The sequence below is a fragment of the Sphingomonas oryzagri genome (assembly GCF_029906645.1).
GTDB classification, from domain to species: Bacteria; Pseudomonadota; Alphaproteobacteria; order Sphingomonadales; family Sphingomonadaceae; genus Solisphingomonas; species Solisphingomonas oryzagri.
The window spans coordinates 421,725-446,170 of the sequence record NZ_JARYGZ010000001.1 but is presented as its reverse complement, the minus strand read 5'-3'; the positions used below and the strand labels follow the sequence as shown (position 1 = coordinate 446,170).

Sequence of the window (24,446 nt, the reverse complement as noted above, 5' to 3'; positions counted from 1 at the left end):
CCATGATCGTCGCCCCTGCGAAGGCAGGGGCCCAACTCCTCACCGTTCCGCGAGAGCGACAGCTCAGGTGATGGGCTCCTGCCTACGCAGGAGCGACGAGGGGATGGGAAGGTTTCCTCTCTTCCCATGTAGGATTTCGGCTGCGAAGATGGATCCGATCGAGTTCGTCGATCGCTCTTTCTCACCGTCGATCGGCCTATAGGAAGGTCTTCTTTTCGGCGTCATGGCTGTCAATTTTGTCAATTTCACGTCGTTCCGGAGCATCGCTCGACGGCAACGTGCCGCTGCCGATTCAGCGAGTCGAAAACGACGTCACTCGCCCCGCCGTCCGCCGAACGCCCGCCGCACCCCCCACACCATGCCGCCCAGCGCCGCGATGCCGAGCAGCACCAGGCCGCCCGCCGACGCCGCCGCATAGAGCGCGGCCGTGATCAGGATCTTCATGAAATCGGCAATCGCGAGCGTCAGGTGGACCAAGGCGCTTCCTTCGCGGCGCCCGGCATGCGGGCCATCAACGGGCGGTGTCTCCCAATGCCACCGCCTGCGCAAATACCGACTCGAACATGGCATCAGTGAGGCGGCCGGTATTCTGGTTGTAGCGCGTGCAATGGTAGCTATCGACCAGGAGAAGCCCCGAAGGCAGCCGATGTTCCGCACCGTGCGCGAACGGCATCTTGGGCAGCTTGCCGCCCAGCGCCTTCACCGCCGACTGGTGGGCGATCTGGCCGAGCGCCACGACGACGCGCAGGTTCGGCAGGGCCTCCAGCGCCGGCTCGAGAAACCGGCGGCAGGTGCGGACCTCCTCCGGCGTCGGCTTGTTCTGCGGCGGCACGCAGCGCACGGCATTGACGATGATCGCACCGGTCAGGCGCAGATCATCATCCGGTCGCGCTTCGTACGTCCCCTCGGCCAGACCGAGCTTCGCCAGCGTGCCGTAGAGCAGCGGCCCCGCCCCGTCGCCGGTGAAGGGCCGCCCGGTCCGGTTGGCGCCCTGCAGGCCCGGCGCGAGGCCGACGATGGCGAGCCACGCTTCGGGATCGCCGAAAGCCGGCACCGGCGCGTTGAACCAGTCGGGATGCGCCACGCGCTGTGCCTGCCGCAAATCGGCAAGACGCGGACAGAGCGGACAATCGGGCGACGGTTCGGGGCTTTGCGGGATCATCCGCGCGCGATAGGCGGGGCGGCATGGGATCGGCAAGCTATGTGATCGGCCTCGGCTCCAACCGACGCCATGGCCGCCATGGCCCGCCCGAGCGCGTCGTGCGCGCGGCGATCGCAGCGGTGGTCGCTGAGGGGCTGGCCGTTCGCAGGATCAGCCGCACGATCCGTACGTCCGCAATGGGGCCGAGCGACCGCGACTTCGCCAATGCCGCCGCGCTTGTGGAAAGCGATCTCCTGCCGCCTGCCCTGCTCGCCCTGCTCCAGCGGATCGAGCGCGACTTCGGCCGCCGCCGTTATCGCCGCTGGGGCGCGCGCGTGCTGGACCTCGACATCCTCGCGTGGAGCGGCGGCGAATGGCGGGCGCGCTCGCTCGTCATCCCCCATGCCGGGCTGGCGGTGCGCGATTTCGCCCTGCGTCCCGCCGCCGCAATCGCGCCGGACTGGCGCCATCCGCACCTCGGCCGTACGCTCCGTCAGCTGGAAGCGCGACTGACCCGCCGCCGACCGGTTGACCGCAGGCCCCGCACCCCATAGGGACGCGCGCAGCGACGGCGCGAGCCGGGCTCGTAGCTCAGTCGGTAGAGCAACGGACTTTTAATCTGTAGGTCCCGGGTTCGAGTCCCGGCGAGCCCACCATCCCGCCGTCGCCCCCATTCTCAATTCTTGTCGGTCTGCTCCGGATCGCCCGGCAGGCGCGAGGCCTCGGTGACGGGCAGGCCCGCCTCGGTCGGCACGTAGATCAGCCGCGCATTGCTGTCCTGCAGCGCCTGGATCTGCAGATAGCGCAGATAGCCTTCCGGCCCGCCCAGCGAGTTCTGCAGGATGTGGTTGGCCTTGGCGGCACCCTCGGCACGCGTGATCTCCGCCTCGGCGAGCGACTTTGCGCTCTCCATCTTCGCGCGTGCCTCCAGCACCGCGACCTGCCGCGAGGATTGCGCCTCGGCGAGCTTGGCGCGGCCCGCCATCTCCTGCTGATAGACCAGATAGCGCGGGCAGCCGACCAGCGCCCCCGATACCAGGATCAGCACCAGCAAGCCCAGTGCTGTCACGATTCCGAACATGCTGCGCGCCTGCATCGTCTCACTCCCTGTTTCGGCGCATCATGACACATGCCGGCGACGCGCCAAGAGGGAGCGCGGTGCTCACATCCAAATCGGGAGGCTCGTTTCGACGCCGAATCAGCCTCGTTCCGCCCCGGAAACGAGGTCCGGATGGTGTCGCCTACGAAATTATCATGGAACCGCCCGCGCTTCCTCGGGTTTGGCCCCCTTGCGAGACCTGTTCACTCGCCGACCACGGTTGGAGGAACGAAGACAATGAAAATCATCCTTTTCGCGTCCGCACTGGCGCTGAGCACCGCTGCCATCGCGCAGGACGCGACGGCCCCCGCGACGCCGCCGGCCGACGCCACTGCCCCGGCCGCGACGCCGGACGCCTCGACCCCGCCGGCCGCCCCGGCGACCCCGGATGCGACCGCACCTGCCGCGGCCCCCGATGCCTCTGCCGCGCCGGCGGCCACCGACTCCTCCGGCAACATGGCCGGTGCGCAGCAGGCGGCCTCGTCGGTCGATGACAGCAACCTGCCCAAATGCTCGAAGACGGTCACCGACAAGTGCGTGCAGAGCGGTGGCCACGCCACCGCCCACAAGCACTGGACCAAGAAGAAGAAGTAAGTTTGGAGAGGAAGCCGGGCGGCCTACAAGGACCGCCCGGCATATCCGGAGGCCCTATTCGGCCGCCTGAGCCTGAACAGGATCCTTCCACACCAGAACAGGCTTGCGCGCAGCCGCCGTCTCATCGAGGCGGCGGCGCGGTGCGTACATGGGAGCGGCCTTCAGCGCCGCATCGCCCGCCTTGGCCCGTTCCGCCACCGAACGCAGCGCGCCGATGAACTGGTCGAGCGCTGCCTTGCTCTCGGTCTCGGTCGGCTCGACCAGCATCGCGCCGTGGACGACCAGCGGGAAATAGACCGTCATCGGGTGGAAGCCCTCGTCGATCAGCCCCTTGGCGACGTCCAGTGTCGAGAAGCCCTCGGCGAAGCCCTTATCCGAGAAGATCGCCTCGTGCATGCACGGACCGGCACCCGCGAACGGCGCATCCATCACCCCTTCGAGCGAACGCAGGATGTAGTTGGCCGAAAGCACCGCATCCTCCGACACCTGCTTCAGCCCGTCCGCACCGTGCGACAGCATGTAAGCGGCGGCACGGGTGAACATGCCCATCTGGCCATGGAAGGCGACCATGCGGCCGAACGCCCTGCTGTGGCCTTCCTCGGCGACCGTCTCCTCCTCGACGAGGACATAGCGGTCGTCATGCTTCTCCACGAAGGGCAGCGGCGCGAATGGCGCCAGCGCGGCCGAGAACACCACCGGTCCCGAACCCGGCCCGCCGCCGCCATGGGGCGTCGAGAACGTCTTGTGCAGGTTGATGTGCATCGCATCGACGCCGAGATCGCCCGGCCGCACCCGGCCGACGATCGCGTTGAAATTGGCGCCGTCGCAATAGACGTAGCCGCCGATGGCGTGCACCGCCTCGCAGATCGCGATCATGTCGCGCTCGAACAGGCCGCACGTATTGGGGTTGGTGATCATCACGCCCGCTACCTCCGGCGACAAGGCCGCCTTGAGCGCTTCCAGATCGACGCGGCCGTCCTCGGTCGCCGGGATGCCCTTCACCTGATAGCCGGCGAAGGCGGCGGTGGCGGGGTTGGTGCCGTGCGCGCTCTCGGGAACGAGGATGATCTTGCGCGCGTCCCCCTTCGCCTCGTGCGCGGCGCGGATCGCCAACAGGCCGCACAGTTCGCCATGCGCGCCCGCCTTGGGGCTCATCGCGATGCCGGGCATGTTGGTGAGCGCCTTCAGCCACTCGGCGACCAGATGGATCACGGCGAGCGCGCCCTGCGTGCCGTCCACCGGGGTGAGCGGGTGGAGGTCCGCGAAGCCGGGAAGCCGCGCCATCTTCTCGTTGAGGCGCGGATTGTGCTTCATCGTGCACGAACCGAGCGGGAAGAGACCGAGGTCGATCGCGTAATTCTGCCGGCTGAGGCGGGTGTAGTGCCGCACCGCCTCCGGCTCGGAGAGGCCCGGCAAACCGATCGGCTTGTTGCGCTCGAGGCCCGAGAGGCGGGACGCCACCTTGGGCCGCTCCGGCAGATCCACACCCGTGCGGGCGGTATCGCCGATCTCGAAGAGCAGAGGCTCTTCCAGCATCAGCGCCTTGTTGCCGGTGTAGGTCGCAGGCGCATCGCCCGCTGCGCCGGAGCCCATTTCCGGGCGCCAGCCCGACTGGTTGATCGCGCTCATGCCAGCGCCTCCTCAAGAGCGCCGCACAGCGCTTCGACATCCTCAGATGTGGTCGTCTCGGTGACGGCGACCAGCAACCCGTTCTCGCGCCCGTCCCCGTCCGGATAGAGCCGGCCGAGCGACACGCCGCCCAGCACGCCGTTCTGCGCCATGTCGCGCACGACCTGCCGCGAGGGCTTGGGGAGCGTCAACGTGAATTCGTTGAAGAACGCGCCGTCCATCACCTTCACGCCCGGCACCTGCGCCAGACGGTCCGCCGCCTGCACCGCCAGCGCATGGTTGAGCGCCGCCAGATCGCGCAGCCCCTTCTCGCCCAGCAGCGTCATGTGGACGGTGAAGGCCAGCGCGCACAGGCCCGAGTTGGTGCAGATGTTCGACGTCGCCTTCTCGCGGCGGATATGCTGCTCGCGGGTGGAAAGCGTCAGCACGAAGCCGCGCTGGCCGTCCGCATCCACCGTCTCGCCGGCAAGGCGGCCGGGCATCTGGCGGACATGCTTCTCGGCGCAGGCGAACAGGCCGACATACGGCCCGCCGAACTGCAGGCCGACGCCCAGCGACTGGCCCTCGCCCACCACGATATCCGCGCCCATCTCGCCGGGCGACTTGATCAGGCCGAGCGACACCGGCTCGGTAACAACCGCGATCAGCAGCGCGCCTTTGGCGTGGCATGCCTCGGCCAGCTCGGACAGATCGGCGACGCGGCCGAGGATGCCGGGGTTCTGCACCACGACGCAGCTCGTCTCGCTGTCGATGGCGGCGATCAGGCGCGCCATCTCTTGTCCGGCAGTGCCATCGAGCTTCGGCAGCGCGGTTTCCAGCACGTCTCCGGTGAACTTCGCCATCGTCTCGCAGACCGAGACGTAATGCGGGTGCAGCCCGGCCGAGAGCACCGCCTTGGCGCGCCGCGTGATCCGCCGCGCCATTACGATCGCCTCCCAGCAGGCGGTCGATCCGTCATACATCGAGGCGTTCGCCACCTCGCAACCATAAAGCCGCGCGACCTGCGTCTGGAACTCGAACAAAGCCTGCAGCGTGCCCTGCGCGATCTCGGGCTGGTAGGGCGTGTAGCTGGTCAGGAACTCGCCACGCTGGATGATGTGATCGACGCTGGCGGGGACGTGATGCTTGTAGGAGCCGGCGCCGAGGAAGAAGGGGCCGTCGCCGGCCGCCTGGTTCATCCGGGCCAGCGCGCCGAGCTGACGCTCGACCTGCAACTCGGTGGCGTGCATGGGCAGGCCGGGGACCGTGCCGGACAGGCGGGCGGCGCCGGGGACGTCGACGAACAGGTCGTCGATCGTGTTCGCACCGATCACGCCCAGCATCGCCTGCCGGTCTTCGGGTTGGAGGGGCAGATAGCGCATCAGGCGGGCTTCCTCATGGAAAAGCGGAGGCGGACATAATCGGCGAGCCAGCTGCCGTCGGGCTGGCGGAAGGCGGCTTCGAGGCGGGATTCAACGGCTTGCGCCACGTCATCCTGCTCGGCATCGGGAACGCCGGCGGCATCAAGGAAGCCGGTGCGGAAGGTGTGCAGCCAGCCCCGCACGCCTGCCGGCAGCGGCGTCGGGCGGGGAATCAGCGTGGCGGAAATGTCGGTGAAACCGGCGGCCTCGTAGACGGCCATAAATTCGTCGGGCGCGGCATACCATTGCGGATCGGTGTCGTTGGTCTGGTAGCCACGCGATTGCAGTTCAGCATGGAGCGCGGCGCGCAGCGTGGCGATATTGCCCTGCCCGCCCATCTCGCCGACGAAGCGGCCGCCCGGCTTGAGCGCGGCGTACACGCCCTTCGCCACGGCCGGCGCATCGAGCATCCAGTGCAGCGCGGCATTGGAGAAGACCGCATCGAATTCCGGGCCGAAGACGAGCGCTTGCCCGTCCATGACATGGGCGTCGAGGCCGCGCGCGCGCGCCGCCGCGATCATCTCGGCCGAGGCATCGACCGCGACCACCACCGCGCCGGCCGCGACCAGCTTTTCGGTCAGGATACCGTCGCCACAGCCGAGATCGAGGATGTGTTCCCCCTGCTTCGGCGCGAGAAGGTCCACTACCGGCGCGCCCAAGGCGGGCACGAAGGCGGCGTTCTTCTTGTAATCCTCCGCATCCCAGCGGCTGGTGGCGTTGACAGACATGGGGCGCACCTCCTCCGTTCGTGTCGAGCGTAGTCGAGACACGTCCCTCGACTTCGCTCGGGACGAACGGCACTCAAGAGATCAGAGCGTATCGACGAACGCCTTGTACGCGGCCTCGTCCATCAGCCCTTCCAGCTCGGACGGATCCGACAGCGTCAGCTTGAAGAACCAGCCCTCGCTTTCCGGCGCGGTGTTGACCAGCGAGGGATCTTCGGTGAGCGCGGCATTGCCCTCGGTCACTTCGCCCGAGACCGGCGCGTAGACGTCCGACGCGGCCTTGACCGATTCGACGACGGCCGCCTCCTTGCCCTTCTCGACCTGGGTGCCGGCGGCCGGCACTTCGGCGAACACGATGTCGCCAAGCTGGGCCTGCGCATAATCGGTGATGCCGACCGTCGCGGCGGTGCCGTCGACGCTGATCCACTCATGATCCTTCGAGAAATAGACGATCGCCATGGTCAGGCTCCCTTGCGGTGATAGCGGTGGGGGACGAGCGGCATCGGGGTGACGATGCCGGTGAAGATCTTGCCGCGCTGGTTGAGTGTGATGCTCGTGCCGGGCGTGGCGGAGGCGGCGGGCACATAGGCCATCGCGATCGCCTTGCCGAGCGAGGGCGAATGGCCGCCCGAGGTGACGCGGCCGACCTCACTGCCCTCTCCATCGAGCACGGCGGCGCCCTCGCGCACCGGCTGGCGGCCCTCGACCACCAGCATCACACGCTTGAGGATGGGGCCGTTCTCGCGCTCCAGCATGATGCGATCGTGGCCGGGGAAGCCGCCTTCCTCGCGGCGGCGCTTGGAGAGCGCGAAGCCGAGATCGGCGGCGACCGGCGTGGTCTCCGGATCGAGATCGTGGCCGTAGAGCGGCAGGCCCGCCTCCAGCCGCAGCGAATCGCGCGCACCAAGGCCGATCGGCTTGACCTCCGGCTCGGCGCAGAGCGCGTCGGCGAGCCTCTCGACATCCTCGGCGGGCACCGAAATCTCGAACCCGTCCTCGCCGGTATAGCCGGAGCGGCTGACCCAGCAGTCGATCCCGGCGATGGTGAAGGCGCCCGCCGTCATGAAGGTCAGCGCCTCGACGCCCGGCGCGAGGCGGGCGAGCGCGGTCACCGCCTCCGGACCCTGCAGCGCCAGCAGCGCCTGCTCGTAGAGGTGCGACAGCGTGATATCGTCTTCGAGATGCTCGCGCAGGTGGGCGATGTCGTCCCACTTGGTCGCGCCGTTGACGACCATGTAATAGCCACCCTCGGCATCGAACGGGGATGCAGCCGGAAGGCGCGTCACCATCAGATCGTCGAGGATGCCGCCATTGTCGGCCAGCAGCAGCGAGTAACGCTGGCGGCCTTCGCCCAGCCCCTTGATATCGGCGGGGAGCAGGGTTTCGAGCGCCTCGGCGACGCCCTCTCCGGTGAAGACCAGCTGACCCATGTGGGAAACGTCGAACAGCCCGGCATGCTCGCGCGTCCAGAGATGCTCGGCCATGATGCCTTCATACTGGATCGGCATGTGATAGCCGGCGAATTCGACCATGCGGCCGCCCTTCGCGCGGTGCCAGGCATCGAGCGGCAGCGCCTCTACGGTCTCTACGAAATCTTCGGTGGCAGTATCGGTCATCAGGGCCTCCGTGCCGGTGTGACGAGGCGACGCGGGCGGATTCGCCCTGGCCATCCTCGCCCCCTCTGTCACGGAACCTGAGAGCTTTCGCGGCTCCTTGCGAGGCCGCTTACCCCTTCGGTGGGGCGCCCGGTCGCAACCGTTCGCCCGCTTTCCAGAGTGTCCTGTCCTGCCCGCGCGGTCCCGAGGCCTGAGAGATTCCGGGGCGGTTGCTCCTTCGGCGGCGACGGCCCTCGCGGTCCGCCACGCTCTCCCGCGCGTGCAGCCGACGGTTGCCCGCCGGAGACGTTCCCCGAGTGGGCGAACCCGCTCGGGGAGTCAATCGGAGATCACTTGGTTGCGTTGTACGCAAGCTGCTCCTGGGTCAGCTGGAAGCCGACGAGGAATTCGAAGCTCGCCTTGGCGAGCGCGGCGCGCACCGTGGGATCGGTCATCGGATCGACCGTCGCGTCCGCATCGTCGGCGTTACGCTTGCGGATCAGGCGGTTGCGGATGTTTTCCGGCAGGGTCGCCGCGGCGCGATTCACCGTGGCGCTGGCCTGCCCGTTGGCGGTGGCGAGCAGCTGACCGTCGTCGAAGTGCAGCGCGATACGGCTGACCGACTTCGAGGCGACGTTCGTGCCACCGTGCAGAACCACCGCGAAATAAGGCAGCACGACATCGCGGGCGCCATGCGGATCGGTGCGCCGAGCCTCGACCTTGAAGGTCACGTTGCTGTTGAGGTTGGGCGATTCGGACGCCTGGTTCTTGTTCGGCTTCTTGCCGTTATCCTCCGCATCGTCGCAGGTGCTGTGCACGTCGGTGATCACGGCCACCACGTCGATGGCGCGCGCGTCGCGGCTGCCCTCGGGATTGAACAGCGTCACGTCTCCGGCATGGGCGGGGACGCCGACCGCGGGACAACTGGTGCGCTTCACCTCCATGCCGATCGATCCGCCGATCGCGGTGATATCGTTATCCCTGTTGGCGCAGCCTGCGAGGACCAGCGGAGCGAGCAGGAAGGCGAGCGGCAGGCGCTTGGTCATCGACAAGAGGGTATGTCCTGAATGGGGAACGATCGGGCGCGGATCATAGGAACCGCCTTTCGTGCAGGCAAGCAATCGCGTACACCGAAGGGGACATGGTCCAAGTCACCCCAGCTTCCGCCGATCCCGCCACGAGCGGGCTGCCCCCGCTCGACCTGCTGATCACCGCTCCGCGCGGATTCTGCGCCGGCGTGGACCGCGCCATCCGCATCGTCGAACTGGCGATCGAGAAATACGGCGCGCCGGTCTATGTGCGGCACGAGATCGTTCACAACAGGTTCGTCGTCGACGAACTGCGGAGCAAGGGTGCCGTGTTCGTCGAAGAGCTGGACGAGGTGCCGGACGACGCTCCGGTGGTCTTTTCCGCACATGGCGTACCCAAGGCGGTGCCGTTCAAGGCGTCCGAACGCGGTCTCACCTGGCTGGATGCGACCTGCCCGCTGGTCTCCAAGGTCCACCGTCAGGCCGAGCGCCTGTCCGAACAGGGGCGACACATCCTGTTCATCGGCCATGAGGGCCATCCGGAGGTGATCGGCACGCTCGGCCAGCTTCCCGATGGCGCGATGACGCTGGTCGAAACCGAGGCGGACGTCGCGACGTTGCAAGTCGCCGATGCCGACAACCTCGCCTTTCTCACCCAGACGACGCTTTCGGTGGATGACACGGCCGGCATCGTCGCTGCACTCAAGCACCGGTTTCCGGCTATCCAGGGGCCGCGCGGCGAAGATATCTGCTACGCCACCTCCAACCGCCAGGCAGCGGTAAAGGCCATCGCGCACCAGTGCGATGCGATGCTGGTGATCGGCGCGCCCAACTCGTCCAATTCGTTGCGTCTTGTCGAGGTTGCCGAACGCGAGGGTACGCGCGCGATGCTGGTGCAGCGTGGCGAGTGCATCGACTTCGACTGGCTCCAGGGTGTCCGCACGCTGGGCATCACCGCCGGCGCCTCCGCCCCGGAGGTTCTCGTCCGCGAGGTGGTCGATCGGCTCGCCACCCGCTATGCGATCGCCGAGCGCGAGGTGGAGCACACCATCGAGCATATGGTCTTCAAGCTGCCGCGCGGGCTCGCCGCCTGACGGGCGATATTCGCGGGGGAAGCAAGTGGCGGTCTACACCCATGTGCCGGCCGAGGAGATGGCCGCGCTGCTGATGCGCTATGGTGTCGGCGCGCTGCGATCGTTCAAGGGCATCGCCGAGGGCGTCGAGAACAGCAATTATCTGGTCGAGGCCGAGGGTGGGCGCTTCATCCTGACGCTGTACGAAAAGCGTGTGGATGCCGGCGACCTGCCCTTTTTCCTCGCCTTGCTCGATCATCTGGCGGATCGCGGATTGCCGGTGCCGCGCGCGCTGAAGGATGGCGAAGGCGTCCAGATCCAGACGGTCGCGGGCCGCCCGGCCTGTCTGATCGAGTTTCTGGAAGGCGTATCGCTTTCACATCCGACGCCGGAGCAGGCGCGCGCGACCGGCCAAGCGCTGGGCCAGATGCACGGCGCCCTCGCCGATTTCACGCCGGAGCGGCCCAACACGCTGGGTTTGGCCGGTTGGCATGAACTCGCCGGTCGCTGCGGCACCGCGATGGATGAGATCGTGCCAGGCTTTTCCGCGCGCATCGCCGAAGAACTCGCCTTTCTCGACGCCCGCTGGCCGGCCGATCTACCCCGATCGGTGATCCACGCCGATCTTTTCCCCGACAACGTGCTGATGCTCGGTGACCGGGTGACGGGGGTGATCGATTTCTACTTCGCCTGCTCCGAAATTCGCGCGTGGGACGTGGCGGTGACGCACAGCGCCTGGGGGTTCTCCGCCGACGGACGCGACTATGACGCCGCGATCGGCAGGGCGCTGATCGAAGGCTATCAGGCCGCCCACCCCCTGACCGACGCCGAGCGCGCCGCCTTGCCGATTCTGGCGCGCGGCGCGGCGCTGCGCTTTACCCTCACTCGCGCGTGGGACTGGCTCAATACGCCGGCTGACGCGCTCGTCACCCGCAAGGATCCGCTGGCCTTCCTGCGCCGGCTCGATTTCTACGCCCAACACCCGGAGTGCTTCACCGCGTGACCGACGCCGAACTGTCTCTCGTCCAGATCTTCACCGACGGCGCCTGCAAGGGCAATCCCGGCCCCGGCGGCTGGGGGGCGCTGCTGCGCATGGGCGGAACCGAGAAGGAATTGTCCGGTGGGGAGGCGCAGACCACCAACAACCGCATGGAGCTGACCGCTGCGATCCGTGGCCTGCAGGCGTTGAAACGCCCCTGTCGCGTGCTGCTCACCACCGACAGCCGCTACGTGATGGACGGCCTGACCAAGTGGATCCACGGCTGGCGGAAGAACGGCTGGAAGACCGCCGACAGGAAGCCGGTCAAGAATGCCGACCTCTGGCAGGAACTGCTCGCCGCCGCCGCCCCCCACCGGGTGGAATGGAAGTGGGTAAAGGGCCATGCCGGCCATGACGAGAATGAGCGGGTCGACCAGCTCGCCAGCGCCGAGGCGTTGAAGTTCCGCTGAATCAGGCCGGGGAGAAGCGCCCCGGCGCATAGCGCTCGGCGTCCAGCCCGGCTTCGACCGGCCTTCCGAGCAGCACCGCCGCGCCGAGCCGTGCGGCCGCCGGAGCCGTCTGGATGCCGAAGCCACCCTGCCCCGCAAACCAGAAGAAGCCCGGCACCGCCGCGTCGAAACCATAGACCGGCAGCCGATCCGGCGCGAAGCTGCGCAGGCCGGCCCAGCTCCGCTCTACCCGCTCGACCCGCCAGTCGACCACCTGCTCCATCCGGTCGATCGCAACGGCGACGTCGATCTCCTCCGGCGCCGCATCGGTTGCGACACTGGGCGTCTCGTCGTGCGGGCTGAGCCAGAGGCGGCCGCCGGCTTCGGGCTTGAAATAGAAGCGCTCGGCCGCGTCGATGACCAGCGGCAGATCCTCCGATGCGTCGGGTGAGACGCGAAGCTGCGCGATCGTCCGGCGATAGGGCTGGATGCCGATCGGCCCCGCGCCCGCCACACGCGCAACCGCGTCCGCCCAGGCACCGGCGGCATCGACGAGGATGTCCGCCTCCACCGTGAGGACGCCCCCCGCGTCGATCCGCCAGCGCCCGCCTTCTCTCCCCGCGAAGCGCAACGGCGCCGAACAGGCCAGATCGGCCCCCGCCACCTTAGCCGCGTGAAGATAGTGAGCATGGAGCGCCGCGACGTCGATGTCGGCGGTACTCGCCTCCAGCAACCCACGCCACGCGCCCGTCCGCAATCCGGGCACCTGTGCGGCGATCGCCGCTTCATCGAGCGGAAGGAGGGCGATGCCGGTGTCGGCGAACTCCCTGATGAAGCGATCCAGCAGCGCGAAATGCTCCGGCGCGGCCAGATGCAGCGCGCCGCGATCGCGCAGGAAGCCTCCTTCGCGCAAGAATAAGCCAGAAGCGCTGGTGAGCGGCTGGACGCCGGGGCCGCCATAGGTTTCCGACCAGAAAGCGGCGGAGCGGCCGGTCGCATGATAGCCCGGCAGCGATTCGGCCTCGACGATCAGCACCGATGCATGAGGCGCCAGCTCTGCGGCAAGGCTCGCGCCCGCCATGCCGGCACCGACCACTACAACGTCGTAGCGCTTCACGGTCGCGCCGCCCGGCGATCGAGGAAATCGTCGATGGCAGCCAGTGCGGGCAGGCGATTCTCGTCAGCCTCGCGGAGCAACTCGTGGCGGCCGGTGGGAAACAGCTTCATCTCCGCATCGGGGAGGCGCTTCGCCGCCGACGCGATCGCCTCGTCGCGAACCAGCTTGTCGAGCCCTGCCGCCAGCAGCAGCACCGGCGTGCGCACGCCTTCCAGCTCCCCCTCGCGCGCTATACGGCGGTCACCGGCCAACGCCGCGCCGATCCAGTTCCAGGTCGGCGGCCCCATCGCGATCCCGGGGATGGCCCGCTTCCAATATTGCGAATCCTCGTAGCGCGGCAGGCTCGCGGTGAGGCGAAGGTAGCGGCGCGGATTGGCGTAATTGTCGCGGAAGATCGCACGACGACCGAGCCGCGCCAGCTTGGCGCCGCCGACCACCGCGCTCGCCACGAAGCGGGGGATGTGGCCGGTGTTGAGCGCCAGCATCGGCGCGACCAGCACCAGTGCATCGAGCACCACGCCCCGCTCCGCACAGGCCCTCAGCGCGACATGGCCGCCCATCGAATGGGCGATCAGCACATGCGGCCCCGGCGTCCGCGCCTTCCATTCCGCCACATAGGCGGCGAGATCGTCGATCAGCGGATCGAAGCTCAGCCGGTCGTCGGGATCGAGCGTGCCGGTGAAGGTGCGCGATCCGCCCTGCCCGCGCCAGTCGAACCCTTCGATGTCCCAGCCTTGGCCGTGCCAGTGATCGCAGGCTTCGAGATATTTCTCGATGTAATCGGCGCGGCCCGACTGGAAGAGCAGGCTCCCGCGCCGAACACCCCCGGCGGGCCAGCGATAGGCGCGGTGCGGCCATCCGTCGGCGGCGTGCCAGACGGGGAAGTCCATCCCGTCCGGATAGGCCCTGCGATCGAAGTTCGATTCGGGGAGGAGAGCTGTCGGTGCCATTTTTCCGCTGGTTACGGTTTGGCAAGCGGTTCCGTCTAGAGCGGTAACCATGCAGACCCCTCTGATCGGAATCCTGGCGGGCGGACTCATCGCCGCCCTGCTCTACGCGACGTGGACGGATATCCGTGCGCGTATCATCCCCAATCCGCTGAATGCGGGCATCGCGCTTTCCGCCCCCTTGTGGTGGTGGGCGTGCGGGGTCGCGCCGTGGCCGGGGATCGCGATCCAGCTGGCTGTCGCGGCCGTGGCGCTGCTGATCTTCATGGGCGCCTTCGCGATCGGCGCGATGGGCGGCGGCGACGTCAAGCTGATTACCGTACTCGCCCTGTGGCTCGCACCGCTCGATTTCATGAAGGTGATCGTGTGGATGTCGATCGGCGGCGGCATCCTCACCGTCGCAATGCTCGTCTGGCACAAGGCGCGGAAAATCGAGACCCCGCTCGAAATTCCTTACGGGGTCGCAATAGCGCTCGCCGCGATCCCAGTTCTCGCCGAACGATATTTTTACCAATTCGCGGCATGAAGCTCAATCGGAACTGAACCTAGGCCTGTAGGGGGCGGAAGACGTCATGGACGGAAAGAAGATCGCATTGCTGGTGGGCGCGTTGTTCGTCGCGGCAGTGACAGCCATCATGGCGAAGAACATGTTCGGCACGGCCGCGGCGCCGCAGGCTGTGGCCGCCATTGCCCCGCAACCCACCGGGCCGCAGGTTCTCGTCGCCGCCAAGCCGCTGCCGGTCGGCACCATCCTGGGGCCTGACTCGGTGCGCTTCCAGCCGTGGCCGAAGGATCTGGTGGACGGTGCCTATTATGTGAAGGGCCAGGCCAACGTCGATCCGACGAAGATGATCGGCATGGTCGTGCGTTCCGAAGTCACCGCCGGACAGCCGGTCACGCAGGGATCGCTCGTATCGCCCGAAGATCGCGGCTTCCTCGCCGCGGCCCTGACGCCGGGGATGCGCGCGGTCACCGTCTCCGTCAGCGGGGCATCGGCCGTCGCGGGCTTCGTGTTCCCAGGCGACCGTGTCGATCTGATGCTGACGTCGAACGTCGACGTCAATTCCAGCGCGCCGAGCGCCCCTGGCCAGCTCCAGGCGAAGGATGATCGCCCGCTGCAGACGTCCGAAACGATCATGCGCAACGTCCGCGTGCTCGCCACCGACCAGCGCTACGACAACCAGCCGACGCCCGACGGCAAGACGCAGATCTCGAACTTCTCGCTGGTGACCGTCGAGGCCACGCCGAAGATGGCCGAAAAGATCGCCGTCGCGCAGAAGCTCGGCTCGCTGTCGCTCTCGCTGCGCCCGCTGGCCGACAGCACCACCGATCTCGAAAAGGCGATCGCCGCCGGCGACATCTCCGTGCCCGCCGGCACCGATCCCAAATCCGAGAAGAAGATGCTGCTCGACGTGGCCAGCCAGCCGCAGGATCAGGGCACCACCTTCACCACCGGTGGTGAAGTCTCGCGCTTCGCCCGTGGCAACATGACGCGCGCTCAGGCCTTCGCCCAGAACGGCCGCAAGATGCCGTCGCAGGCCCTGCTCGCACCGGCTGCACCGCCGGTCGTCCATGTCGCCCGTGGTAACACCGTCACCGACACGCCCGTGGGGGGTAAGTGAACATGTCGATCCTGAAGACACCGCGCCACGGCGCTGCCGGCACCGCGCTGGCTGCTGTCCTGGCCCTTGGCCTCGCCGCGATCCCCGCGGCCCCGGCCGCCGCCAAGTGGCAGCCGCGCGCCAAGCTCGCTCGGGCTTCCGCTCCGGCCGCCGCGCCGCTCACCGGCCAGGTGATCACGCTCTCGACCGGCCGCGGTCAGCTGATCACGCTGCCCCGCGCCATGAGCGACCTGTTCGTGGCCGATCCGGGCATCGCCGATGTTCAGGTCCGCTCGCCTACCCGCTTGTACGTGTTCGGCAAGGGGCCCGGTGAGACGACACTGTCGGCCACCGCCAAGGATGGCTCGGTAGTGTTCGCGGCCACCGTGCGCGTCGGCACCAACATGGGCAACGTCCAGCAGATGCTGAAGGTCGCCATGCCCGAGGCACAGATCGTCGCGACGCCGATGAACGGCATCGTCGTGCTGACCGGCACCGTGCAGGCCCCCGACGACATCGAAGAGGCCAGTCGTCTCGTCACCGCCTTCGTCGGCAAGGACGTACAGGTGGTCAGCCGGCTGAAGACCGCGACGCCGCTGCAGGTGATGCTGCGCGTCCGCTTCTCCGAGGTGAACCGCGACCTGTCGAAGAATATCGGGTTCAACATCCTGACCCGCGACAATTCGGGCGGCTTCCTGTTCGGCGCCTCGCAGGGCAATGCGGGCACGATCTCGACCGTCCCCGGCACGCCGGGCACGTCCGGCGCGGTGGACGCCAACGGCGCGCACATCGGCGACACGCTCTACAATCTCGCGGCGGCCGCTTCCGGCACGACCCGCTTCGGCTTCATGGGTCACTTGCTCGGCCTCGATATCCTGACCGCGCTCGATCTCGCCGAGACCGACGGCTATGCGACCACCCTCGCCCAGCCGACGCTGACGGCGCTTTCAGGCGAGACGGCCAGCTTCCTGGCAGGCGGCGAAATTCCGATCCCGGTGCCGCAGTTCCAGGGCGTGACCACGATCGAATACAAGCAGTACGGCGTCAGTCTCGCCTTCACCCCGACGGTGCTGGGCGATGGCCGCATCTCGCTGCGCGTGCGCCCGGAAGTGTCGCAGCTGACCTCCTCGACGGTCAGCATCAACGGCTATCAGATTCCGGGCCTCACCACCCGTCGCGCGGAGACGACGGTCGAACTCGGCTCTGGCCAGAGCTTCGTGATCGGCGGTCTGCTCAACAACAACACGTCGAACTCGGTGAACAAGGCGCCGTTCCTCGGCGATCTGCCGATCCTTGGCCAGCTCTTCCGCTCGAACGGCTGGAAGCGCTCCGAGAGCGAGCTGGTTATCGTGGTGACGCCGTATCTCGTGAAGCCGGTCAGCGACAGCAAGATCGCGCTGCCGACCGACGGCTACAGGATGGGCACCGACGCGCAGGAAGTCCTGCTCGATCAGCATAGCGACAGCGTCTCGGGCAAGAAGCGGCCGAAGCCGGTCGCGACGCCGCCCGTCACCCAGCCGGCCGTCGGCCCCGGCTTCTCCGGCAACTGAGGACAACGCCCATGGCACACAGCATTTCCAAGCTCCGCGCCGCGACGGCGGTTGTCGTATTCCTGATCGGCGCGGGCGCCGGCCGCGCCGAAGGTCCAGTCAATCGCAGCGTCGATTCGGTCCATCAGCCTGTCGTCAGCCGCACCGACTACGTGCTCGATGTCGCCACGACGCCGAAGGGTCTGGCGCCGGGCGAGATCGACCGCCTTGCCGGCTGGTTCGACGGCCTGGCCCTCGGGTACGGCGACACCATCACGCTCGACGATCCGGCCGGCTGGCGAGGTGGCGTCGCGCAGGACACGGTGGGCGGCGTCGTCGCCCGCTACGGGATGCTCGTCAGCCACGAACCGGCACCGATCACCGCGGGCCACCCGGCCCCCGGCACGATCCGCGTGGTCGTCAGCCGGGCGATCGCTTCGGTCGAGGGTTGTCCGGATTATCGCCGCGGCAACTTTGCCGACGTCGCCGGCTCCACCACATCGAACTATGGCTGCGCCTCCGCCATCAACCTGGCGGCGATGATCGCGAACCCGCAGGATCTGGTCGAGGGTCATGCCTACGATCGCGCCGACGCCAGCCAGAGCCTCAAGGCAATCAAAGCCTATCGCGATGCTGTCACCACCGGCGCCGGTGGTCTGAAGCAGGAAAGCAGCAAGGGGAACTGATATGAACGCTCCGTTCCATCCTCGCACCGCGACGCTGCGCGATCCGTTCGCCGCCTTCGTCTGCGACGACCAGACCGCCGACGCGCTGCGCCCCGTCGCCATCGAGATGGGCTGGCCGCCGGAGAAGGTACACAAGGGCGGCCTGCGCAATGCCGTGCAGACGCTCGCCGTCTCAGCCTCGCCGCACATCCTGTTCGTCGACATGTCGGAAAGCGGCGATCCGCTGAACGACATCAACGCGCTCGCGGAAGTCTGCGAACCGGGTACGGTAGTGATCGCCGCCGGCCAGGTGAATGACGTGCGGCTGTACCGCGATCTCGTCGCGAGCGGCATTCAGGACTATCTGCTGAAGCCGTTCAGCGCCGATCAGGCGCGCGAGGCCTTCGCCCACGCCCAGCTGACGTTGTCCGGCCCGCGCACCCCGGAGCATGTTGCCGACCGCCCGCACCTGATGGCGACGGTCATCGGCGTGCGCGGCGGCGTCGGCGCTTCCACGGTCGCCTCCTCGCTCGGCTGGCTGATGGGCGAGAATGAGGGACGCTCGACCGCGCTGCTCGATCTCGACATCCACTTCGGCACCGGCGCGCTGTCGTTCGACGTCGAACCGGGCCGTGGCCTGACCGACGCGATCGAAAATCCGAGCCGCATCGACGGTCTGTTCATCGAGCGCGCGATGGTGAAGGCGGCCGAGAAGCTCTCGGTCCTCTCCGCCGAGGCGCCCCTGAACCAGCCGCTGCTGACCGACGGATCGGCCTTCTACCAGCTTCAGGAAGAGCTGAAGGCCGCGTTCGAATCGACCGTGCTCGATCTGCCGCGCCACATGCTGATCCAGCATCCCCACCTGCTGCACGATACGCAGGCGGTGGTGCTGGTGACCGAACTGACGCTGGCCGCCGCGCGCGACACGATCCGTATGCTCAGCTGGCTCAAGGCCAATGCGCCGGGCGCCGCCGTCACGGTCGTCGCCAACCGCATCGTGTCGGGCGCAGGCGAGATCAGCCGCAAGGAGTTCGAGGATTCGATCGAGCGCAAGGTCGATCTGGCGATCCCGTACGATGCGAAGCTGTTCGCCCAGGCCGCGAAGCTGGGCAAGCCGCTCGCCGAAGTCGCCAAGTCGAGCAAGACCGGCGCCCCGCTGATCGAACTGGCGCGCGGCATCAGCCGTGCGGCCGAGAATGGCGAGGGCAAGGCCGGCTCCGACGGCAAGTCGCTGATGGACAAGCTCGGCGATCTCAAGGCGCTGCTGCCCAAGCGCAAGGCGAAGTGATGATCGAGGCCGCCGCCCCCGTCATGCGGCGGCGGCCTCGACGGGTTCCAGGTTACGGGAAGGCGATCGGCTGATGTTACCGGCACTGCTCATGGCGCTAAGCGGCTGCCTCTCACTGGGGCTGATCCTGCTTGCCTTTTCGGGTCCGTCCGCGTCGAAGGCGAAGTCGCGGCGCATCGACGGCCTGAAGAACCGCCATTCGGGCGTCACCGAAGGTGCGATGCAGGCGCAGATGCGCCGTGCGCTCACCCAGCGCGACACCAAGCTCGATGGTTATGCCAATCGCTTCCTGCCCAAGCCGGAGATGCTGCGCGCGCGCCTTGCACAGACCGGCCGCAGCTGGACGCTCGGCCAGTATTTCATGGCGTGCATGGGCATCGCGCTGGTCGTCGCGCTTCTTCTGATCATCAAGCACGTCCCGATCGCGATCGCGCTGTTCCTCGGCCTCGCGGTCGGTCTCGGCGTCCCGCACAAGGTGATCGGGGTGCTGATCAAGCGCCGTGTGCTGCAGTTCAACGCCAAGTTTCCGGACGCCATCGAGCTTCTGGTGCGCGGCCTGCGGTCGGGCCTGCCGATCACCGAGACGCTCAGCGTCGTTGGCCACGAGGTCCCTGGCCCGGTGGGCGTCGAATTCCGCCTGATCGGCGATCGCATCAAGATCGGCCGTACCATGGAAGCCGCGATGCAGGAGACTGCGGACCGCCTCGGCACACCCGAATTCCAGTTCTTCTGTATCACCCTGCAGATCCAGCGCGAGACCGGCGGCAACCTGGCCGAGACTCTCGCCAACCTCGCCGACGTGCTGCGCAAGCGCGCGCAGATGAAGCTGAAGATCAAGGCGATGTCGTCGGAATCGAAGGCTTCGGCCTATATCGTCGGCTCGCTGCCCTTCTTCGTGTTCGGCACAGTCTATTTCATGAACCCGGATTACATGATGGGCTTCTTCCACGAGACGCGCCTCATGATCGCCGGCGGCATCGGCCTGACCTGGATGGGCATCGGCGCCTTCATCATGGCCAAGATGGTCAACTTCGAGATCTGAGGCGGGAGCACACGATATGGCCAGCCATCCTTCCGTCCTCGGCATCGATGCGATGGTGCTCGGCACCGTCATGGCGATGCTCGCCACCGGTGCGGTGCTCTTCGCGCTCTATCTCGCGACCACCGTGCGCGATCCGATGGCGAAGCGCGTCAAGGCGCTGAACGAGCGCCGCGAACAGTTGAAGCTCGGCATCACCGCCTCCACCTCGAAGCGCCGCGCGAAGCTGACCGCGCGCAACGAGGCGACGGACAAGATGCGTTCGGCGCTGGCCAGCCTGAAAGTGCTTCAGGACAGCCAGCTCAAGGCCGCGCAGATCAAGCTGCTGCAGGCCGGCATCCGTTCGAAGGACGCCGCCGTCGCGGTGATTTTCGCGCGGATGGTGCTGCCGATCGTCATCGGCGGCATCGCTATCATCGGCGTCTACGGGCTCGGCTGGTTCCCGACCTGGGGTCCGCTCAAGCATTACGGCTTCGTCGCCGGCGCACTGGTTCTGTCCTACAAGGGACCGGACATCTGGTTGTCGAACACCATCTCGAAACGCTCGGCCGAGATCCGCAAGGGCCTGCCCGACGCGCTCGACCTGCTGGTGATCTGTGCCGAGGCCGGCCTGACCGTCGATGCCGCATTCAATCGCGTGTCGAAGGAACTGGGCAAGGCCTATCCGGAGCTTGGCGACGAGTTCATGCTGACCGCAATCGAACTGGGCTTCCTGACGGAACGCCGCCAGGCCTTCGAGAATCTGTCCACGCGCGTGGCGCTGGATTCGGTGCGCGGCGTCGTCACCACCATGATCCAGACCGAGAAATACGGCACCCCGCTCGCCTCGGCGCTGCGCGTGCTGTCGGCGGAGTTCCGCAACGAACGCATGATGCGTGCCGAGGAAAAGGCCGCGCGCCTGCCCGCGATCATGACGGTGCCGCTGATCCTGTTCATTCTGCCGGTGCTGTTCATCGTGATCCTCGGGCCGGCGGCCTGCTCGATCAGCGACGCCATGTCCTCGGGCAAGATGGGATGATCCACCGGAGGGGGTGACGGAACGCCGTCCCCCCTCGTCGGTTCTGCCTCCGTAACAAGAGGAGGCTGTGATGGGCTTCACCCCGAACCAGTGGGCGATCGTCGCCCTCGTGCTCATTCTTGGCTGGCTGTTCGGCCTGCTGTCCCGCTCAGGCGGAGCGAAGTGGCGCCGCGCCTATACTGACGAGATCGCGGCACGGAAGAATGCCGAGGTGGAGCTTGCCGCGGTGCGAGAGCGCAACGTCGAACTGGAACGGCAGGTCGCGGGCCACACGGTGGTCCCCGGCACGGCGGGCGCGATCGGCGCTGCGGCCGCCGGCAACCGCGACGACCTCGCCCTGATCCGGGGTATCGGGCGGACCGGCGAGACCGGCCTCAACGAAGCCGGCATCCACCGCTATCGCCAGGTCGAAGCCCTGTCGGACGGCGAAGCGGCGACGCTCGAAAACCGGCTCGGCCTCAAGAGCGGCACCATCGCCTATGAAGAGTGGCGTGAGCAGGCCGCCACCTTGCGCGCGGATGGCGTCGATGCCCACCGCACGCGGTGGGGCACCGTCGCCTGATGCCTGCTCTCGACCTCGCTTATTTCGGCTGAGGAGCGGCCGGCGGTGTCTCTGGCGCTCCCGGCACCGGCGCGGGATCTTCCGCCGCGCCGACATCCGCCGGCGGCTTCGCCAGCGGCTCCGGCCCATGCTTCTGCCGCGCCGCCGCGCCGACCGGCTCGGCCGGCTTGTCGTCGGCGGGCGCCGGGACGATCTTGACGGGGGCGGCCGCGATCAGCAGTCCGCCAGCCACGAGAGCGAGAACGAGCTTCACTTGGTCGCCCTCAACGCCGCCTGCGCCGCCGCCAGACGCGCGATCGGCACCCGATAGGGTGAGGCCGAGACGTAATCGAGGCCAGTCTGTTCGCAGAAGGCGATCGAGGCCGGGTCGCCGCCATGCTCGCCACAGATGCCGAGCTTGATGCCGGGGCGCGTCTTGCGGCCGCGCTCGGCGGCGATCTCGATCAGTTCGCCGACGCCGTCGGTGTCTAGGCTGACGAACGGATCCTTCGCGTAGATGCCCTTCTCGACATAGACGCCCAGGAACCGAGCCGCGTCGTCGCGCGAGACGCCGAGCGTGGTCTGGGTGAGGTCGTTGGTGCCGAACGAGAAGAACTCGCCCACCTCGGCGATATCGCCGGCCTTGAGCGCGGCGCGCGGCAGCTCGATCATCGTGCCGACGAGATAGTCGAGCGCGCGGCCCTTCTCCTCGAACACCGCGTTGGCGGCGGCATCGACGACGGCCTTCATAAGCTCCAGCTCGCGTGCGGTGGCGACGAGCGGGATCATCACCTCGGGGATCGGCGCCTCGCCGGTCTTCTCCGCGACCTCGACGGCCGCCTCGAAGATCGCGCGCGCCTGCATCTCGTAGATTTCGGGATAGGTGACGCCGAGGCGACAGCCACGATGGCCGAGCATCGGGTTGAACTCGTGCAGTTCGGACGCGCGCTGCTTGAGCGCCTCGACCGAAATGCCCGACGCCTGCGCCACCTCGGCGAACTCCGTCTCCTCATGCGGCAGGAACTCGTGGAGCGGCGGATCGAGCAGGCGGATCGTCACCGGCAGGCCGGCCATGATCTCGAAGATCGCGGCGAAGTCGGCCCGCTGTTCGGGCAGCAGCTTGTCGAGTGCGGCGCGACGCCCCGCCTCCTTCTCGGCGAGGATCATCTGGCGCACCGCCGTGATCCGCCCCGCCTCGAAGAACATGTGCTCGGTACGGCAGAGGCCCACGCCCTCGGCGCCGAAATCGCGCGCCGTCTTGCAATCGAGCGGCGTCTCGGCATTGGCGCGCACCTTCAGGCGCCGGCCGGCGTCGGCCCATTCCATCAGCGTGCCGAAATCGCCGGCGAGTTCGGGCTGCACCGTCGCCACCTCGCCCGCCATCACCTCGCCGGTGGAGCCGTCGATGGTGATGACGTCGCCTTCCTTGAACTCGCGGCCGGCGACGCGCATCCGCTTGGCCTTGCCCTCGATCGCCAGCGTGCCCGCGCCCGAGACGCAGGGGCGGCCCATGCCGCGCGCCACCACGGCGGCGTGGCTGGTCATGCCGCCGCGCGCCGTCAGGATGCCGCGCGCCGCGTGCATGCCGTGAATGTCCTCGGGCGACGTCTCGACGCGGACGAGGATCACGCTGTCGCCCCGCTCGGCGCGCTGCTCGGCGGTTTCGGCGTCGAACACGACGATGCCCGAGGCCGCGCCCGGCGAGGCCGGAAGGCCCTTGGCGATCACGTCGCGCGGCGCATCGGGGTCGAGCGTCGGGTGCAGCAGCTGATCCAGCGCCAGCGGATCGACGCGCAGGATCGCTTCCTTCTGGTCGATCAGCCCCTCGTTCGCCATGTCCACCGCGATCTTGAGCGCGGCCTTCGCCGTCCGCTTGCCGGAGCGCGTCTGGAGCATCCAGAGCTTGCCCTCCTGCACGGTGAACTCGATGTCCTGCATGTCGCGGTAATGCGTCTCCAGCAGGTCGAACACCTTGGCGAGCTGGCCGTAGACGTCCGGCATCGCCTCTTCCATCGAGGCGGCCTTGGCGCCCGCTTCCTCGCGCGCGGCCTTGGTGAGATATTGCGGCGTGCGGATGCCCGCGACCACGTCCTCGCCCTGCGCGTTGATCAGGAATTCGCCATAATAGGCGCGATCGCCCTTCGACGGATCACGGGTGAAGGCCACGCCCGTCGCCGAGGTGTCGCCCATGTTACCGAACACCATCGCCTGCACGTTGACCGCCGTGCCCCAGTCGGCGGGAATGTCGTTCAGCCGGCGATAGACCTTGGCGCGCTCGGACTGCCAGGAGCCGAACACCGCGCCCACCGCGCCCCAGAGCTGCTCGTGCACGTCCTGTGGGAAGGGCTTGCCCCATTGCTGCTCGACGAGGCCCTTGTAGGTCGTCACCAGCGCTTTCAGGTCATCGGCCGAAAGCTCGGTGTCGAGCGAATAGCCGTGATCCTCCTTGGCGATCTCCAGCGCTTCCTCGAAGGCGCCGTGATCGAGCTCCAGAACCACGTCCGAATACATCTGGATGAAGCGACGATAGCTGTCCCACGCGAAGCGCGCGTCGCCCGAACCCTCGGCCAGCCCCTCGACGGTCTGGTCGTTGAGGCCGAGGTTCAGCACCGTGTCCATCATGCCCGGCATCGAGGCGCGCGCGCCCGAGCGGACCGAGACGAGCAGCGGGTTCGCCGCATCGCCGAACACCTTGTCGGTGATCCCCTCGATATGCGCGATACCGGCGGCGACTTCGGCCTTCAGGCTTTCCGGAAAGGCCGATCCGTCCTCGTAATAGCGGGTGCACATCTCGGTGGAGATGGTGAAGCCCGGCGGCACCGGCAGGCCGATCGAGGCCATTTCGGCCAGGTTGGCACCCTTGCCGCCGAGCAGGTTGCGATCGCCCGCGCCGCCATCCGACACGCCGCCACCGAATCGATACACGTACTGCACGTCGCCGTCCCCCTTCAGTTTCGCATTGCTGTTGGCTGCGGAGGCGGAAGTCACC

Annotated in this window: 26 protein-coding genes, 1 tRNA gene and 2 riboswitches; of the genes, 14 read left to right on the top strand and 13 right to left on the bottom strand. The window is 67.7% G+C overall.

Going from position 1 to position 24,446, the window contains the following annotated elements:
* Positions 1 to 312: 312 nt before the first annotated feature.
* Both QGN17_RS02175 and QGN17_RS02170 read right to left on the bottom strand, forming a co-directional pair.
* Complete coding sequence (locus QGN17_RS02175) at positions 313 to 444, bottom strand: hypothetical protein (RefSeq protein WP_281042880.1); 132 nt, start codon at positions 442 to 444, stop codon at positions 313 to 315.
* A 67-nt stretch (positions 445 to 511) separates the two neighbouring features.
* Positions 512 to 1,162 (bottom strand): uracil-DNA glycosylase, encoded by a 651-nt coding sequence (locus tag QGN17_RS02170; protein WP_281042879.1) that lies wholly within the window; start codon positions 1,160 to 1,162, stop codon positions 512 to 514.
* 23 nt (positions 1,163 to 1,185) lie between these two features.
* Here QGN17_RS02170 and folK point away from each other — a divergent pair, with 23 nt between their 5' ends.
* Positions 1,186 to 1,695 (top strand): 2-amino-4-hydroxy-6-hydroxymethyldihydropteridine diphosphokinase, encoded by a 510-nt coding sequence (gene folK / locus QGN17_RS02165; protein ID WP_281042878.1) that lies wholly within the window; start codon positions 1,186 to 1,188, stop codon positions 1,693 to 1,695.
* A 26-nt stretch (positions 1,696 to 1,721) separates the two neighbouring features.
* Positions 1,722 to 1,797: transfer RNA gene (locus QGN17_RS02160), tRNA-Lys, on the top strand.
* Positions 1,798 to 1,817: 20 nt separating this feature from the next.
* Here the strand turns inward: QGN17_RS02160 and QGN17_RS02155 are convergent.
* Entirely contained in the window at positions 1,818 to 2,237 is a 420-nt protein-coding gene (locus QGN17_RS02155) for a membrane protease subunit (RefSeq protein WP_281042877.1), read from the bottom strand.
* A 240-nt stretch (positions 2,238 to 2,477) separates the two neighbouring features.
* Between QGN17_RS02155 and QGN17_RS02150 the strand changes: the two genes are divergently transcribed.
* On the top strand, positions 2,478 to 2,834 hold the full coding sequence (locus tag QGN17_RS02150; protein WP_281042876.1) for a hypothetical protein: 357 nt from the start codon (positions 2,478 to 2,480) through the stop codon (positions 2,832 to 2,834).
* Positions 2,835 to 2,888: 54 nt separating this feature from the next.
* On the opposite strand, the gene gcvPB is transcribed toward QGN17_RS02150, so the two are convergent.
* From gcvPB to QGN17_RS02120, 6 genes are all read right to left on the bottom strand, one after another.
* Positions 2,889 to 4,463 (bottom strand): aminomethyl-transferring glycine dehydrogenase subunit GcvPB, encoded by a 1,575-nt coding sequence (gcvPB, locus tag QGN17_RS02145; RefSeq protein ID WP_281042875.1) that lies wholly within the window; start codon positions 4,461 to 4,463, stop codon positions 2,889 to 2,891.
* On the bottom strand, positions 4,460 to 5,824 hold the full coding sequence (gcvPA, locus tag QGN17_RS02140) for an aminomethyl-transferring glycine dehydrogenase subunit GcvPA (protein ID WP_281042874.1): 1,365 nt from the start codon (positions 5,822 to 5,824) through the stop codon (positions 4,460 to 4,462). Before gcvPA ends, gcvPB begins: the two co-directional genes overlap by 4 nt.
* A complete protein-coding gene (locus QGN17_RS02135) occupies positions 5,824 to 6,591 on the bottom strand; it encodes a class I SAM-dependent methyltransferase (protein ID WP_281042873.1) in 768 nt (255 codons plus the stop codon). Before QGN17_RS02135 ends, gcvPA begins: the two co-directional genes overlap by 1 nt.
* 81 nt (positions 6,592 to 6,672) lie before the next feature.
* A complete protein-coding gene (gcvH, locus tag QGN17_RS02130; protein ID WP_281042872.1) occupies positions 6,673 to 7,047 on the bottom strand; it encodes a glycine cleavage system protein GcvH in 375 nt (124 codons plus the stop codon).
* 2 nt (positions 7,048 to 7,049) lie between these two features.
* Positions 7,050 to 8,204: a glycine cleavage system aminomethyltransferase GcvT gene (gene gcvT, locus QGN17_RS02125; protein WP_281042871.1), complete on the bottom strand. Its 1,155-nt coding sequence runs from the start codon at positions 8,202 to 8,204 to the stop codon at positions 7,050 to 7,052.
* 55 nt (positions 8,205 to 8,259) lie between these two features.
* Positions 8,260 to 8,372: riboswitch (glycine riboswitch) on the bottom strand.
* Positions 8,373 to 8,470: riboswitch (glycine riboswitch) on the bottom strand.
* Positions 8,471 to 8,533: 63 nt separating this feature from the next.
* Positions 8,534 to 9,229 (bottom strand): hypothetical protein, encoded by a 696-nt coding sequence (locus tag QGN17_RS02120; protein WP_281042870.1) that lies wholly within the window; start codon positions 9,227 to 9,229, stop codon positions 8,534 to 8,536.
* Between the two features lie 95 nt (positions 9,230 to 9,324).
* Between QGN17_RS02120 and ispH the strand changes: the two genes are divergently transcribed.
* From ispH to rnhA, 3 genes are read left to right on the top strand one after another with little or no spacing between them, the layout of a single operon-like run.
* The gene (gene ispH / locus QGN17_RS02115) at positions 9,325 to 10,305 is read left to right on the top strand and encodes a 4-hydroxy-3-methylbut-2-enyl diphosphate reductase (protein ID WP_281042869.1); all 981 of its coding nucleotides are present in this window, start codon (positions 9,325 to 9,327) and stop codon (positions 10,303 to 10,305) included.
* A 25-nt stretch (positions 10,306 to 10,330) separates the two neighbouring features.
* Positions 10,331 to 11,287 carry a homoserine kinase gene (gene thrB / locus QGN17_RS02110; RefSeq protein ID WP_281042868.1) on the top strand — a complete coding sequence of 319 codons (957 nt, stop codon included), beginning with the start codon at positions 10,331 to 10,333 and terminating at the stop codon, positions 11,285 to 11,287.
* Positions 11,284 to 11,733 (top strand): ribonuclease HI, encoded by a 450-nt coding sequence (gene rnhA / locus QGN17_RS02105; protein WP_281042867.1) that lies wholly within the window; start codon positions 11,284 to 11,286, stop codon positions 11,731 to 11,733. Before thrB ends, rnhA begins: the two co-directional genes overlap by 4 nt.
* Position 11,734: 1 nt before the next feature.
* Here the strand turns inward: rnhA and QGN17_RS02100 are convergent, their stop codons facing one another.
* A complete protein-coding gene (locus QGN17_RS02100) occupies positions 11,735 to 12,829 on the bottom strand; it encodes an NAD(P)/FAD-dependent oxidoreductase (RefSeq protein ID WP_281042866.1) in 1,095 nt (364 codons plus the stop codon).
* Positions 12,826 to 13,779 carry an alpha/beta fold hydrolase gene (locus tag QGN17_RS02095; RefSeq protein WP_281042865.1) on the bottom strand — a complete coding sequence of 318 codons (954 nt, stop codon included), beginning with the start codon at positions 13,777 to 13,779 and terminating at the stop codon, positions 12,826 to 12,828. The genes QGN17_RS02100 and QGN17_RS02095 overlap by 4 nt, the downstream gene beginning before the upstream one ends.
* A gap of 49 nt (positions 13,780 to 13,828) precedes the next feature.
* Between QGN17_RS02095 and QGN17_RS02090 the strand changes: the two genes are divergently transcribed.
* From QGN17_RS02090 to QGN17_RS02055, 8 genes are all read left to right on the top strand, one after another.
* Positions 13,829 to 14,302 carry an A24 family peptidase gene (locus tag QGN17_RS02090; RefSeq protein ID WP_281042864.1) on the top strand — a complete coding sequence of 158 codons (474 nt, stop codon included), beginning with the start codon at positions 13,829 to 13,831 and terminating at the stop codon, positions 14,300 to 14,302.
* 46 nt (positions 14,303 to 14,348) lie between these two features.
* Positions 14,349 to 15,398 carry a Flp pilus assembly protein CpaB gene (gene cpaB / locus QGN17_RS02085; protein ID WP_281042863.1) on the top strand — a complete coding sequence of 350 codons (1,050 nt, stop codon included), beginning with the start codon at positions 14,349 to 14,351 and terminating at the stop codon, positions 15,396 to 15,398.
* A gap of 2 nt (positions 15,399 to 15,400) precedes the next feature.
* Positions 15,401 to 16,927 (top strand): type II and III secretion system protein family protein, encoded by a 1,527-nt coding sequence (locus tag QGN17_RS02080; protein ID WP_281042862.1) that lies wholly within the window; start codon positions 15,401 to 15,403, stop codon positions 16,925 to 16,927.
* Between the two features lie 11 nt (positions 16,928 to 16,938).
* Complete coding sequence (locus QGN17_RS02075; RefSeq protein ID WP_281042861.1) at positions 16,939 to 17,592, top strand: CpaD family pilus assembly protein; 654 nt, start codon at positions 16,939 to 16,941, stop codon at positions 17,590 to 17,592.
* 1 nt (position 17,593) lies between these two features.
* Positions 17,594 to 18,859 (top strand): pilus assembly protein CpaE, encoded by a 1,266-nt coding sequence (locus QGN17_RS02070; RefSeq protein WP_281042860.1) that lies wholly within the window; start codon positions 17,594 to 17,596, stop codon positions 18,857 to 18,859.
* 73 nt (positions 18,860 to 18,932) lie between these two features.
* Complete coding sequence (locus QGN17_RS02065) at positions 18,933 to 19,901, top strand: type II secretion system F family protein (protein WP_281042859.1); 969 nt, start codon at positions 18,933 to 18,935, stop codon at positions 19,899 to 19,901.
* Between the two features lie 16 nt (positions 19,902 to 19,917).
* Positions 19,918 to 20,916: a type II secretion system F family protein gene (locus QGN17_RS02060; protein ID WP_281042858.1), complete on the top strand. Its 999-nt coding sequence runs from the start codon at positions 19,918 to 19,920 to the stop codon at positions 20,914 to 20,916.
* A gap of 70 nt (positions 20,917 to 20,986) precedes the next feature.
* On the top strand, positions 20,987 to 21,478 hold the full coding sequence (locus QGN17_RS02055; RefSeq protein WP_281042857.1) for a hypothetical protein: 492 nt from the start codon (positions 20,987 to 20,989) through the stop codon (positions 21,476 to 21,478).
* Between the two features lie 19 nt (positions 21,479 to 21,497).
* Here QGN17_RS02055 and QGN17_RS02050 read toward each other — a convergent pair whose 3' ends face one another.
* The gene (locus QGN17_RS02050) at positions 21,498 to 21,731 is read right to left on the bottom strand and encodes a hypothetical protein (protein WP_281042856.1); all 234 of its coding nucleotides are present in this window, start codon (positions 21,729 to 21,731) and stop codon (positions 21,498 to 21,500) included.
* Complete coding sequence (gene ppdK / locus QGN17_RS02045; protein WP_281045124.1) at positions 21,728 to 24,391, bottom strand: pyruvate, phosphate dikinase; 2,664 nt, start codon at positions 24,389 to 24,391, stop codon at positions 21,728 to 21,730. Before ppdK ends, QGN17_RS02050 begins: the two co-directional genes overlap by 4 nt.
* Positions 24,392 to 24,446 lie beyond the last annotated feature (55 nt).